Source organism: Pseudomonas sp. NFACC24-1 (genome assembly GCF_900115235.1).
GTDB classification, from domain to species: domain Bacteria; phylum Pseudomonadota; class Gammaproteobacteria; order Pseudomonadales; family Pseudomonadaceae; genus Aquipseudomonas; species Aquipseudomonas fluorescens_AA.
Genome location: NZ_FOVS01000017.1, coordinates 130976 through 145968, shown reverse-complemented (window position 1 = coordinate 145968; position 14993 = coordinate 130976). Strand labels below are relative to the sequence as shown.

Sequence of the window (14993 nt, the reverse complement as noted above, 5' to 3'; positions counted from 1 at the left end):
TGCAAGGGCAATTGCCGGAATACATGGTGCCCGTGGCCTATGTGCGTCTCGACGCCATGCCGTTGACCCCCAACGGCAAACTCGACCGCAAGGCCCTGCCGGCCCCTGACCTGGATTCGTTGATCAGCCGCGGCTACGAAGCCCCTCGAGGCGAAATCGAAACGACCCTGGCGCAGATCTGGCAGGACCTGCTGGGCCTGCAACAGGTCGGCCGTCACGACCAGTTCTTCGAGCTGGGCGGTCATTCATTGCTGGCGATGCAACTGATCTCCCAGGTCCGTTTGCGCCTGGGCGTGGAACTGAGCCTCACCGCTCTGTTCGCTCATCCCGGACTCATGGAACTGGCGCAGGCCGTGTCCCAGGCTGGGCGCAGCACATTGCCGGAGATCGTCAGGGCCTCCCGCGACGAACCCCTGCCGCTGTCGTTCGCCCAACAGCGCCTGTGGTTCCTGGCGCAGATGGAAGGGGCCAGCTCGGCCTACCACATGCCGGCCGGGCTGCGTCTGCGTGGCACTCTGGAGCGCGTCGCCCTGCAGCGGGCGCTGGATCGCATCGTTGCCCGTCATGAGGCGTTGCGGACGACTTTCGTCCAGGTCCAGGGCGAGGAGCCCCGGCAGTGTATCGCCGCGGCCGATAGCGGTTTTGCCTTACTGCAGCATGACTTTTCCGAGCGGATCGATGCTGAAACCGAAGTGCAAGCCCTGGCGGCGCGGGAAGCCGTCGACGCCTTCGACCTGGAGCACGGCCCGCTGATCCGTGGCCGGTTGATCCGCCTGGGTGACGAGGAGCATGTGCTGCTGGTGACCATGCACCACATCGTTTCGGATGCCTGGTCCATGGGGGTGTTGGTCAAGGAACTGGCAGCGCTCTACGAAGCGTTCCGGCATGACCTGGACGATCCGCTGCCGGCGCTGGCCGTGCAATACGGCGACTACGCCCTGTGGCAACGCCGCTGGCTGAGCGGCGACGTGTTGCAGGCCCAGAGCAGCTACTGGCGGCAAACCCTGGCCGATGCGCCGGCGCTGTTGATGCTGCCGACGGACCGGCCGCGCCCGGCGCAGCAGGACTACAGCGGGGCGGCGCTGCCCCTGGCGTTCGACGCCGAGCTGACGGCCAATCTCAAAACCTTGAGCCAGCGTCACGGCGTCACCCTGTACATGACGTTGATGGCGGCTTGGGCGGCGTTGTTGAGTCGCCTTTGCGGGCAGGACGACGTGGTGATCGGTTCGCCGGTGGCCAACCGCACACGGTCGGAAGTCGAAGGGTTGATCGGCTTCTTCGTCAACACCCTGGCCGTGCGTATCGACGTTTCGGGCGCACCGACGGTCGAGGCCTTGCTGGCGCGGGTCAGGCACCAGACCCTGGGCGCCCAGGCGCATCAGGACCTGCCGTTCGAGCAAGTGGTGGAGCGGGTCAAGCCGATGCGCAGCCTGTCCCACAGCCCGCTGTTCCAGGCCATGTTGTCCTGGCAGACCCTGGACAACAGCGAGCTGGTGTTGGGCGACCTGAAGCTCGAAAGCCTTGGTGTGGCGAGCAATATCGCCAAGTTCGACCTGTCCCTGGAACTCGGCGAGGCTCAGGGGCAGATCTTCGGCGCCCTGGAATACGCCACGGCCTTGTTCGACGAGGCCACGGTGCAGCGTTACCTCGGTTATTTCGAGCGGGTGGTGCGTGCCATGGTGGCAAGTGACCAGGCGCTGATCGAGCAGATCGCGCTGGTGGACGACGCCGAACGCCAGCGTCTGCTGGTCGGGCTCAACGCGAACCAGGCGCCGTACCCCCGTGAACAGACAATCCATCAACTCTTCGAGGCCCAGGTCGCGATTCGGCCGCAGGCCATTGCCGTGGTATTTGAAGGCGAACGCCTGAGCTACGCCGAACTGAATCGCCAGGCCAACCAATTGGCCCATCACCTGATCGGGCTGGGCATCCGTCCCGACGACCGCGTGGCGATCTGTGTCGAGCGCAGCGCCGAAATGCTGGTGGGCCTGTTGGCGGTACTCAAGGCCGGTGGCGGCTACGTGCCGCTGGACCCGGCGTATCCCGCCGAACGTTTGGCCTACATGATCGCCGACAGCACTCCGGTAGCGCTGTTGACCCAGCGCGCACTGCAAGACTGCCTGCCGCCACTGGCAGCGCCGGTGGTGCTGCTCGACTACGTCGAGCGAGTGCGCAGCGGCATTGCCGCGGGCCGCGAAGACAACCCGGTGGTGGCGACCCTCGGCGTGCGCCATCTGGCCTACGTGATCTACACCTCGGGTTCGACCGGCGCGCCCAAGGGCGTGATGATCGAACACCGGGGGCTGGTCAACTACTGCGTAGATGCCGTGCGCCTGTTCGAGCTGACGCCGGCCGATACGGTGCTGCAGCAGAACACGTTGAACTTCGACCTCTCGGTGGAAGAGATTTTCCCGGCGCTGGTCACCGGCGCCACCCTGGCGCCGACCCGCGCGCTGTTCGGCAGCGTCGAGTTGCAGCAGGACGCCGGGCTCCGGCCAACCTTCGTGCATTTGACCGCTGCGCATTGGCATTCCCTGACGGCCGAATGGCACGGCACGCCGGCGCAGGCCCGCGATCATCTGCGCGATGTGCGCCTGGTCAACGTCACCGGTGACGCGCTGTCGATGCAAAAACTGCAGATGTGGGACGCGGTGCGCTCGGCCCATACCCGGCTGATCAACACCTATGGCCCGACCGAGGCGACCGTATCGTGCACCGCCGCCTACATGCACTACGAAGCCGACGGGGCGGCCGGCAACGCCACCATCGGCACGCCGATGGCCAACACCCGTATCTACCTGCTCGACGGCCACCGCCAGCCGGTGCCGTTCGGAGTGGCGGGAGAGATCTACATCGGTGGCGACGGCGTGGCCCGGGGTTACCTGAATCTCGACGCGATCAATGCCGAACGCTTCCTCGTCGATCCATTCAGTGACCAGCCCGACGCCCGCATGTACAAGACCGGCGACCTGGCCCGCTATCGTCCGGACGGACGCATCGAATACCTGGGGCGCAATGACTTCCAGGTCAAGGTGCGGGGATTCCGTATCGAGCTGGGTGAAATCGAAACCAGGCTCAGCCACTGCGCCGGGGTCAAGGAAGCGGCGGTGATCGTGCGCGAGGACACGCCAGGGGACAAGCGCCTGGTGGCCTATGTCGTGCCGCACGGCGGTATCACCCTGAGCGCGGCTGCCTTGCGCTCGGAACTGTCGACCCTGCTGGCCGAGTACATGGTACCGAGTGCGTTCGTCAGTCTGGCTGCGCTGCCGCTGACGCCGAACCGCAAACTCGACCGCCAGGCACTGCCGGCGCCGGATGCCGAGGCCTTCGCCAGTCGTATGCATGTAGCACCCCAAGGGGCCACGGAAGTCGCCCTGGCGCAGATCTGGCAGGGCATGCTCAACGTCGAAGCGGTGGGGCGTCACGACCACTTCTTCGAGCTGGGCGGGCATTCGTTGCTGGTGATGCGCTTGATTGCCCAGGTGCGCGAGCAGTTGGGGGTGGAACTGAGCCTGAACGAGGTCTTTGCCCAACCCGAGCTGAGTGCGTTGGCCCAGGTGCTGGCCCGAGCGGCACGCAGCACCCGACCGGACATCGTGCCGGTGTCCCGTGAGCAGGCATTGCCGTTGTCGTTTGCCCAGCAACGCCTGTGGTTCCTCGCGCAGCTGGACAACGCCAGCGCGGCGTATCACATCCCCACCGGCTTGCGTCTGCGCGGTGTGCTGGACACCGCCGCCCTGGGCCTTGCCCTGGATCGCATCGTCGCCCGTCACGAAGCCTTGCGCACAACCTTTGTCCAGGGCCAGGAAGTGGAGCAATGCATTGCTCCGGCCGACATCGGTTTCGCCTTGCAACGGCATGACCTGTCCGCCCACCCGGATGCCGAGGCCGAGCTGTCGCGCATGGCCGGGGAGGAAGCACGGCAGGCGTTTGACCTGAGCCGTGGCCCACTGGCCCGTGGTCGCCTGGTGCACATGGGCGATGCTGACCATGTGTTGCTGGTGACCCTGCACCACATCGTCTCGGACGGCTGGTCCGCCGATGTACTGACCCGTGAATTGGGCGTGCTGTACGCTGCATTCAGCCAAGGCCAGGACGACCCGCTGCCGGCCTTGCCGGTGCAATACGCCGACTACGCCGTCTGGCAGCGGCGCTGGCTCACCGGAGAGGTGTTGAGCCGCCAGGAACGCTACTGGCAGGACACCCTGGCCGGAGCACCGGCGTTGCTGACCTTGCCGACTGACCGGCCACGGCCAGCCCAGCAGGATCATTCAGGCCACGCGGTGGGGATCGCCTTCGATGAAGCGCTGACCGAAGGCCTCAAGGCCTTGAGCCAGCGCCATGGTGCCACGTTGTTCATGACGGTGATGGCAGCGTGGGCCGCGCTGCTGAGCCGGATGTCCGGGCAGGATGATGTCGTCATCGGCACACCGACGGCGAACCGTATGCAGGCGCAGGTCGAAGACCTGATCGGCTTGTTCGTCAACACCCTGGCGATACGCGTCGAGGTTTCGGCCGAACTGACCGTCGACGCCTTGCTGCAACGGGTCAAGGCCCAGACCCTGGGCGCCCAGGCGCATCAGGATTTGCCGTTTGAGCAGGTGGTGGAAGTGGTCCGGCCATTGCGCAGCCTGTCCCACAGCCCAGTGTTCCAGGCCATGCTGTCGTGGCAGAACAGCGAAGCCGGCGGGATGGAACTGTCCGACCTGTCATTGCAAGGGCTGGGGGTGACCAGCCGTACCGCCAAGTTCGATGTTTTGCTGGACATGGCCCTGATCGATGGTCGTCTGTTCGGTTCGCTGGAGTACGCCACGGCACTGTTCGACCAGGCCACGATGGAGCGCTACCTCGGCTACCTCGAGTGTATCTTGCGCGCCATGGTTGCCGATGAGCAGGCGTTGGTGACGCAGATCCCGCTGTTGGAGGACGCAGAGCGCCAGCATCTGCTGGAAGCGTTCAATGCTACAACCGTCGACTATCCGCAAGGCCTGACCCTGCATGGCCTGTTCGAGGCACAGGTGGCAGCGTCTGCGGAGGCCGTCGCCGTGGTGTTCGAAGAGCAGCAACTGAGCTACGCCCAACTGAACGGCCGCGCCAACCAGATCGCTTACCGGTTGCTTGCCCTGGGCATTCGTCCGGATGACCGCGTGGCGATCTGCGTGGACCGCAGCACGGACATGGTCGCGGCGCTGCTGGGCATTCTCAAGTCCGGCGCCGCCTACGTGCCGCTCGATCCGGATTACCCGGCCGACCGCCTGGCCTACATGCTGGAGAGCAGCGCACCGACGGTGGTGCTCACCCAGCGCACCTTGCAGGCGAGCCTGCCTGCGACCGCTGCCAGGGTGATGGTGCTCGAAGAGGAGGACTTCGCCACGCAGCCAACCGGAAATCCGCGGGTCTCGGGCCTGCATGCCAACCATTTGGCCTACGTCATCTACACCTCGGGTTCGACCGGCCTGCCCAAGGGCGTGATGAACGAGCATGGCGCGGTGGTCAATCGCCTGCTGTGGATGCAGGACGCCTACCCGCTGAGCGCCGCGGACGCGGTGCTGCAGAAGACCCCGTTCAGCTTCGACGTGTCGGTGTGGGAGTTCTTCTGGCCGCTGTTCACCGGTGCCCGGCTGGTGATGGCGCGTCCGGGTGGGCATCGCGACCCGGCGTACCTGCGTGAAGCTATCCAGCGGCACGGCATCACCACGATGCACTTCGTGCCGTCGATGCTGGACGTGTTCCTGGCCCATGGCGAAGCTGGCGAGTGCGAGGGGTTGCGTCAGGTGATGTGCAGCGGCGAAGCGTTGCCGGGGCATCTGGTGCGGCGCTTCAAGGGGCGACTGCCACGGACGGCATTGCACAACCTGTACGGCCCTACCGAAGCGGCCGTCGACGTGACGGCGTGGGACTGTTCCGGTGCCGACACACCGGACAGCACGCCGATCGGCAAGCCCATCGCCAATACCCGGATCTACTTGCTCGACGCTCATGGTCAACCGGTGCCCATGGGCGTGGCTGGGGAGATCTACATTGGTGGCGTCCAGGTGGCGCGGGGTTATCTGCACCGTCCGGAACTGACGGCCGAGCGTTTCCTCGATGACCCGTTCAGTACCCGGCCGAATGCACGGATGTACCGCACTGGCGATCTGGGTCGTTACCTGGCGGACGGCAACATCGACTACTTAGGGCGTAACGACGATCAGGTGAAGATCCGTGGGTTCCGTATCGAACTTGGCGAGATCGAAGCCAAGCTTGCCCGGCACGAGGCGATCAAGGAAAGCGTGGTGCTGGCTCGCGAAGACGTGCCGGGGTCCAAGCGGCTGGTGGCGTATTTCACCGTGCACGGTGACGAGCACCGCGTCGAGATCGAAACCCTGCGTGCCCAGTTGCTAGCGCAACTGCCGGAATACATGGTGCCGGCAGCCTATGTGCAGCTTGAGGCATTGCCGTTGACCCCCAACGGCAAGCTCGACCGCAAGGCCTTGCCGGCGCCGGACCTGGCGTCGGTGATTACCCGTGAGTACGAAGCGCCGCAGGGCGCTGTGGAAACGACACTGGCACAACTGTGGGCCGAGCTGCTCAAGGTCGAAAAGGTGGGGCGTCATGACCACTTCTTCGAATTGGGCGGGCACTCGTTGTTGGCGGTTACGTTGATCGAGCGCATGCGCCAAGCCGGCTTGAGCGCCGATGTGCGCGTGCTGTTCGGCCAGCCGACCCTGGCCGCGTTGGCGGCAGCCGTGGGCGGTACGACGGAAATCGTGGTGCCGGACAACGGCATCGTGCCGGGTTGTGAGCGGATCACCCCGCAGATGTTGCCGCTTGCCGACCTGACACAGCAGGAAGTCGACGCCATCGTTGCCTGGGTGCCCGGTGGCGTGAGCAATGTCCAGGACATCTACGCCCTGGCGCCATTGCAGGAAGGGATTCTGTATCACCACCTGGTTTCGTCGCAGGGCGATCTCTATGTGCAGCAGGCCATGTTCAACCTAGAGGACCGTGCCCGGTTGGATGCGTTCGTGAGTGCGCTGCAAGGCGTGATCGACCGCCACGATATCCTGCGCACGGCTGTGCTTTGGGAGGGCTTGCGCGAGCCGGTGCAGGTGGTGCTGCGGGAAGCGCCACTGGCGGTGCAGACCTGTACGGTCGAGCCGGGCGAGGACGTGGTGACGCAGCTTCGTGAGCGTTTCGACCCTCGGCACTCTCGGCTCGATGTGCGCCAGGCGCCCATGATGCGGCTTGCCTGTGCCTATGACGACGAGCACCAGCGCTGGGTGGCGTTGCTGCTGTTCCATCACATTGCACTCGATCACACCGCGCTGGAGGTGATCCAGCACGATATGCAAGCGTACTTGCTCGGGCAGCAGGCACAGTTGGGCGATGCCGTGCCGTATCGCAACTACGTGGCCCAGGCGCGGCTTGGCGTGACGCAAAGCGCCCACGAGGCGTTCTTCAGGGACATGCTCCAGGATATCCAGGAGCCGACCCTTCCATTCGGTCTGCAGGACGTGCAGGGCGACAGCCATGTCATCGAACAGGCCCGGTTGGGCGTGGACGACAATTTGAATCGTCGTCTGCGGACACAATCGCGACTGCTTGGCGTCAGCGCGGCGAGCCTGCATCACCTGGCCTGGGCGCGGGTGGTGGGCGCCGTGTCCGGGCGCGAAGACGTGGTGTTCGGTACCGTACTGATGGGCCGGATGCAGGGCGGTGAGGGGGCCGATCGGGCGCTAGGGTTGTTCATCAACACCTTGCCGCTGCGGGTTGACGTCGGCGTCGACGGTGCCCGGGCAGGCGTCAAGGCAACGCATGCGCGTCTCACCGCGCTGCTGGGGCACGAACATGCGTCGCTGGCACTGGCACAGCGTTGCAGCGGTGTCGCTACGTCGACGCCGTTGTTCAGTGCACTGCTGAACTACCGGCACACTGCAACGCAGGTCACCGAGGAGGCCCAGTCGGCCTGGAACGGGATCGAGGGGCTCGGCGGCGAGGAGTGGAGCAACTATCCACTGTCGCTGAACATCGACGACCTCGGCGAGGCCTTCGTACTGACCGCCCTGGCGGAGTCGCGCATCGGGGCAGAACGCATCTGCGGCTACATGCATACGGCGCTGGAAAGCCTGGTCGATGCGCTTGAGCGCACGCCCGAGGTACCCTTGCGTGAGCTGGCGATATTGCCAGCGGCGGAACGCCGGCAACTGCTGGTCGACTTCAATGCGACCGACACGGTCTATCCTCGCGAAGAGACGGTCCACGGCTTGTTCGAAGCCCAGGTCAGGGCCCGGCCTGACGCGATTGCACTCCAGCATGGGGCGCAGCAACTCACCTACCGGGAGCTGCACGAGCGAGCCAATCACCTGGCGCATTGCTTGCTTGAACGAGGCGTCCAGCCAGGGTCTCGAGTCGCAATCATGCTGAGCCGTTCGTTCGAGCTCATCATCAGCGAACTGGCGATCCTCAAGTGCGCCGCCGTCTATGTACCGCTGGACCACCATGCGCCCGAGGAGCGGCAGCGTTTCATGTTGCAAGACAGTGCCGCGGTGCTGGTGTTGACGACCCGTGACAGGGCCTTGCCGGAAGACATGCCGCGATTGGACCTGGACACACTGCAATTGATCCAGGCTGCACAACCGGCGGTATTCCCCGGTCAAACCAGCGATACACCGGCGTACATCATGTACACCTCCGGCTCCACGGGCCACCCGAAAGGGGTGATCGTGCCGCACCTGGCCATAGGCCGATTGGCGATCAATAACGGCTACGCGGATTTCGGTGTACAGGATCGCGTGGCGTTCGCCTCGAACCCGGCGTTCGACGCCAGTACGATGGAAGTGTGGGGGGCATTGCTCAACGGCGGGCGGGTTGTGATCATTGATCACGAAACGTTGCTCAGCCCGACGCAATTCGCCCAGGCGCTGACAGAGGCCGAGGTGTCGGTGCTGTTCGTCACCACCGCCATGTTCAATCAATACCTGGTCTTGATCCCGGATGCTCTGGCAGGCTTGCGGATCCTGCTGTGCGGTGGCGAGCGCGGTGATCCTGCTTCCTTCCGCCGGCTGTTGGCCCATGCTCCTTCGCTGCGGCTGGTGCATTGCTACGGTCCCACCGAGACCACCACCTTTGCGACGACCCATGTGGTCACTGCCGTGCCACATGGCGCAACGAGTGTTCCGATCGGCCGTCCTATTGCCAACACCCGGGTGTATATCCTTGATGCCGCGCGCCAACCCGTACCTGTGGGTGTCGCGGGGGAGATCCATATCGGGGGTGTCGGGGTGGCCCTCGGTTACCTGAACCGGCCGGACCTGACCGAGGAACGCTTCATTGCCGATCCGTTCAGCGATTCGGGCAGCGCGCGCCTGTACCGCAGTGGCGATCTCGGCCGCTGGCTGCCCGACGGCACCATCGAATATCTGGATCGCAATGACGGTCAGGTCAAAATACGTGGCTTCCGTATTGAGCTCGGTGAGATCGAGGCCCGCTTGCACGAGTGCCATGGGGTGCGTGAGGCCCTGGTGGTAGCGCGTGAAGACAGTCCGGGCGACAAGTGCCTGATCGCGTATTACACCGAGCATGAGAACGGTGGGGACCTCGATGCGGACGTCCTGCGCGCCCAACTGCGCTCCGTGCTGCCGGAATACATGATCCCGGCGGCCTACGTGAGATTGACGTCGTTGCCGCTGACACTGAACGGCAAGGTCAACACCGGGGCGTTGCCGGTACCGGAAATGCACGCTTATGGGAGCCAGGACTACGAGGCGCCGCAAGGCGACCTGGAAGTCGCGCTGGCAGGCTTGTGGGCCGACGTCCTGAAGCTGGAGCGGATCGGTCGTCACGACAACTTCTTTGAGCTGGGCGGTCATTCACTGCTGGCGATCCGGCTGGTCGGATTGTTGGCACAGGCCAACCTGACCGTCTCGCTGGCCGAGCTGTTCCAGCACGAAAGCGTCGCGTCGATGGCATCGATGCTGCAGGCCCGCACCGAGGATGCCCAGGTCAAGGAGGCCATCGTACCGGTGCGCACCACTGGCCAGCAGAATCCGCTGTTCCTGGTGCACGAGTTCAGTGGCCTGGACCTGTACTTCCCGATGCTGGGCAAGCACATCGATCCGGATATCCCGGTGTATGGCCTGCCTGCCGTCGAATGGGGTGAGCCGCAGTTGCAAACGATGGAGTGCATGGCCTCGCGCCTGGTGGGGATCATTCGTTCGGTACAACCCAAAGGGCCTTATCGCCTGGCCGGCTGGTCGTTCGGTGGCGTGCTGGCCTACGAGACCGCGATCCAGCTGATCGGCCTGGACGAGGAGGTCGAGTTCGTCGGTCTCATCGACAGCTATCTGCCTCGGCTGGTGGATCAGGGCCGGTCGCGCTGGGCATTGGACGAAGCCCACAAGCTGCATCTGCTGGACCGCTGCGATGTTTTCTGGAGGGCTGCGTTGCCTGGCGAAGAAGTACTTGCAGCGATCCTGGAGAATCTGGCCGATCTGCAAGGACAATTGGATCGATTCGATTTCACAGACCTGGTGCAGCATTGCCGCGACGAGGCGGTGCTACCGGCCGAGCTGGCCGTCTATAGCGCGGAGCAGCTCTGGCAGTACCTCGATCGCGAAGTGGCCCATGGTCATGCGTTGGCCCATTACACGGTGTATCCGATTTCCGTACCGGTGCATCTGCTGGTGGCCGAAGAACGCAAGGACGACGCGCCCGAGCACTCCGGCTACCTGGGCTGGGACGCTGTCCTGCCCACGTCTAAGTTGCATTGCATCAAGGTGCCGGGTAACCACCAGAGCATGATGCAAACGCCCCATGTCAAGGCATTGGGCCAGGCCATCACTGCTGCACTCCACACCGCTGCATCGCGTCCGGCCCCCTCACCGAAGAGCGGTTACCAGCCGCTGTTGACGATCCAGGGCGGGCGTGCCGATCGGGCGCCGATCTTCTGCGTGCCGGGAGCAGGCGACAGCGTGACCGGTTTTATCGGCTTGACCGATGCCTTCGGTCCTGACTGGCCTATCCATGGGCTGCAGCACCGCGGGCTGGACGGCAGCACAGAGCCTTTCAGCCTCGTGGAGACGGCCGCCCAGGCGTACCTCGACGCGATCGACAAGGTCCAACCGGAGGGGCCGGTGCATCTGCTCGGCCATTCCTTTGGCGGCTGGATCGTGTTCGAGATGGCGGCCCGCCTGCATGCCCGGGGTCGCAAGGTGGCTTCGTTGACGCTGATCGACAGTGAGTCGCCGGGCGGCAACGGCGTGGTGGGCAAGCCCTATACCGCGACGGGGGTGCTGAATCGACTGATCGAGGCGATGCAGTTGGCTTCCGGCAAGTCGTTGGGGATCGATGCCACGGTCTTCGGTACCCAGGACGATACCGCGCAGATGCGCTTGCTGCATGCGGGCATGGTACGGGCCGGCATGCTGCCGCAGCGTTCGGCGGTGGATTCGATGCGCGGTCCGGCGCGGGCCTTCGGTACGGCCCTGCGCACGGTTTATCAACCGCAACATCGCTACACCGGGCCGGTGCGCTTGGTGCTGGCCGATGATCCAACCCTGGACACGGCCGGTAACAAACGCGAACAGGAACAAATGATCGAAGGATGGCGCAAGCATATCCCCGACCTCAGTATCTGGTACGGTCCGGGCAACCACTTCACGATCCTCAAGGCCCCTCACGTACACAACCTGGCAGCCTGGTGGCAGGACGGCCTTCCCATGCTCGACGAGGAGGCCGCCAGTGACTACGTATGACGGTCTCTCCTTGACGCGCATCCATGGAGCCCGGCGCCACGTTGGCCGGGTCTGAAATCAACGCACTCATGGTTATTTATGGAAAAGTCGAAGTTTCGCAAAATCGCTATCGTGCTCGTACTGGTCGTGGTGGCCGGTCTGATTTTCTACAGCGCGCAATCGCCGGGCAAACCGCCGGAGTACCTGACTGCCACGGTCGAGCGGGCTGACATCGAGAACTCGGTGTTGGCGAGCGGGACGCTCCAGGGGGTCAAGCAGGTCGACGTCGGTGCCCAGGTATCGGGCCAGCTTAAATCGCTCAAGGTCAAGTTGGGCGACAAGGTCAAGAAGGGCCAGTGGCTGGCGGAAATCGATCCGATGCTGGCACAGAACTCATTGCGCCAGACCCTGGTCAACGAAGAGAACCTGGTGGCCAAGCGGCAGGCCACGGCGGCGCAACTCAAGGATGCCAAGGCCACCTATGACCGCTACAAAAAACTGCAGCCGGACGACGCGATCTCCAAGCAGGAGTACGAGACTGCCGAGTCGAACTACAAGGTGGAAGCGGCGAACCTGCTTTCCCTCGATGCGCAGATAAAGGACGCCCGTATCCAGGTGGAAACCGCACGGGTCAACCTGGCCTACACCCACATCGTCGCGCCGATAGACGGCTATGTCGTGGGAATCGTGACGCAGGAAGGCCAGACGGTGATCGCCGAGCAACTGGCCCCGGTCCTGCTCAAGCTCGCCGACCTGGACACCATGACGGTCAAGGCGCAGGTATCGGAGGCCGATGTGATTCACATCGTTCCCGGCCAAGAGGTGTATTTCACCATCCTGGGGGAGTCGGAAAAACGCTACTACGCCACACTGCGAGGCACCGAGCCTGCGCCGCAGAACTTCCTCGAAACCCAGGCAGCCGGGGCGCCCAAACAGAACACCGCGGTGTTCTATAACAGCCTCTTCGATGTGCCGAACCCCGATCATCGCCTGCGTATCTCCATGACTGCCCAGGTTCGTATCGTCTTGGACAAAGCCAAGGATGTGCTGACGGTTCCCGTCGCCGCGCTGGGGGCGAAAAACCAGGATGGCAGCTTCGTGGTCCGTGTGCTCGATGCCGAGGGCAAGGCTCAGCCGCGCAACGTGCAGACGGGCATCAACAACAACGTCAGGGCCGAGATCAAGGATGGCCTGGCTGAAGGTGACAAGGTTGTCATCGGCGAGCCGACCCCGGCCGTGGCGGGAGCCTGACCATGACGCGACCACTGTTGGAACTCGAGGGCATCACCCGCAGTTTCCTCGCGGGCGAAAAGGCGTTCATAGCGCTCAAGAACATCAACTTGACGATCAATGCGGGCGAGGTGGTCGCGATCACCGGTGCTTCCGGCTCCGGCAAGTCGACCTTGATGAATGTACTCGGCTGCCTCGATCATCCGGACGCCGGTAGCTATAAGGTGGACGGGCGCGAAACCGGTTCGATGGACGACCGTGAACTGGCCAGGTTGCGTCGCGACCACTTCGGTTTCATTTTCCAGCGCTACCATTTGCTGCCGCACCTGAGCGCCTTGCACAACGTCGAGATGCCGGCTATTTACGCCGGTGCCGCAGAGTCACAGCGCCACAACCGTGCCGGGGACCTGTTGAAGCGCCTGGGGTTGGTGGGGCACCTGAGCAATCGGCCGAGTCAACTCTCGGGTGGCCAGCAGCAGCGGGTGAGTATCGCTCGGGCACTGATGAATGGCGGCGAGATCATTCTGGCGGACGAACCCACCGGTGCGCTGGACACCACCAGTGGCAAGGAAGTCATGAAGATCCTGCTGGAGCTCAACGCGGCGGGGCATACGGTCATCATCGTGACCCACGATGAGAAAGTGGCGGCTCACGCCCAGCGCATCATCGAGATCCGCGACGGTGAAATCGTCAGTGATCGTCCCAATCCGCAGAGGCCGCTGCAGGATCCGTCGGCACAAGACACGCGCCCGGCCAAGGTCAAGCCCACGAACGGCCTGCTCGCCAGCTTCGGCCTGTTCAGCGAGGCGTTCAACATGGCCTGGGTGGCGCTGGTCTCGCATCGAATGCGAACCCTGCTGACCATGTTGGGCATCATTATCGGTATCACCTCGGTGGTATCGATCGTGGCGATTGGCGAAGGGGTCAAGCAATATGTCCTCAAGGACATCCAGGCGATCGGCAGCAACACGATCGAAATCATGCCAGGGTCCGACTGGGGGGACAGTCGCTCCACGGCTATCGAAACGTTGGTGCTGTCCGATGTGACCGCCCTGGGCGACCAGTATTACATCGACAGTGCGACGCCCAACCTGGGTCGCAACCTGCTATTGCGTTATGAAAACATCGATGTCAATGCGACCGTCAACGGTGTGAGCGCGAGTTATTTCCAGGTTCGCGGAATCAAGATCGGCTCGGGTGTGGCGTTCAGCAATGACGATGCCCGGCGGCAATCGCAAGTGGTAGTCATCGACCACAACACAAGCCACAGACTGTTCGGCTCGCACACAGACCCGCTGGGTAAGGTGATTCTCGTCGACAACCTGCCTTGCACGGTCATCGGCGTGACCGAAGACCGCAAAAGCGTCTTCAACACCAGCAAGAACCTGAACATCTGGATGCCCTATGAAACCGCGGCTGGTCGGTTGCTGGGCCAGCGTTTCCTGGACAGCATCACGGTGCGGATAAAGGACGGGCAACCGAGCAAATTAGTGGAGGACAACGTAGTCAAGCTCCTGACCCAACGCCATGGCATCAAGGATTTCTTCACCTACAACCTCGACAGTGTGATGCAAACGGTGCAGAAGACCAGCCAATCGCTGGCGCTTTTGCTCTCGTTGATTGCGATCATCTCGCTGGTGGTGGGGGGCATCGGAGTGATGAACATCATGCTCGTCTCGGTGACCGAACGTACCCGTGAGATCGGTATCCGCATGGCCGTCGGTGCACGCCAGTCCGATATCCGCCAGCAGTTCCTGGTGGAGGCAGTGATGGTGTGCCTGATGGGTGGCACGATTGGCATCGCCTTGTCGTTTGGTATCGGCTACGTCTTTTCGATCTTCGTCAAGGAGTGGCAGATGGTGTTCTCGGTGGGATCGATCGTCACCGCTGTCGTCTGTTCGACCCTGATCGGCATCGTGTTCGGCTTCGTGCCCGCGCGCAATGCCGCGCGGCTCGATCCGATCAATGCATTGGCTCGGGATTGATCCGGGCTACCCTGGCTTGAAGCCCAGTGGCGAGGGAGCAAGCTCCCTCGCCACATAAGGTGTG

At 63.6% G+C, this 14993-nt stretch carries 3 protein-coding genes; all 3 read left to right on the top strand.

All coding sequences use genetic code 11. The annotated features are described in order from the left end of the window. Positions 1-11735: non-ribosomal peptide synthetase (locus BM317_RS17390; protein ID WP_092475420.1), on the top strand; the 11735-nt coding region annotated here is incomplete at its 5' end. Positions 11736-11813: 78 nt separating this feature from the next. After that, the gene (macA, locus tag BM317_RS17385; RefSeq protein WP_092164984.1) at positions 11814-12965 is read left to right on the top strand and encodes a macrolide transporter subunit MacA; all 1152 of its coding nucleotides are present in this window, start codon (positions 11814-11816) and stop codon (positions 12963-12965) included. Positions 12966-12967: 2 nt separating this feature from the next. Next, positions 12968-14929 carry a MacB family efflux pump subunit gene (locus tag BM317_RS17380; protein WP_092164982.1) on the top strand — a complete coding sequence of 654 codons (1962 nt, stop codon included), beginning with the start codon at positions 12968-12970 and terminating at the stop codon, positions 14927-14929. The last annotated feature ends 64 nt before the right edge of the window (positions 14930-14993 follow it).

Coding starts and splice junctions, on each gene's coding strand:
- BM317_RS17380 (WP_092164982.1), top strand. CDS start 12,968: ATGACGCGACCACTGTTGGAACTCGAGGGCATCACCCGCAGTTTCCTC.
- macA (WP_092164984.1), top strand. CDS start 11,814: ATGGAAAAGTCGAAGTTTCGCAAAATCGCTATCGTGCTCGTACTGGTC.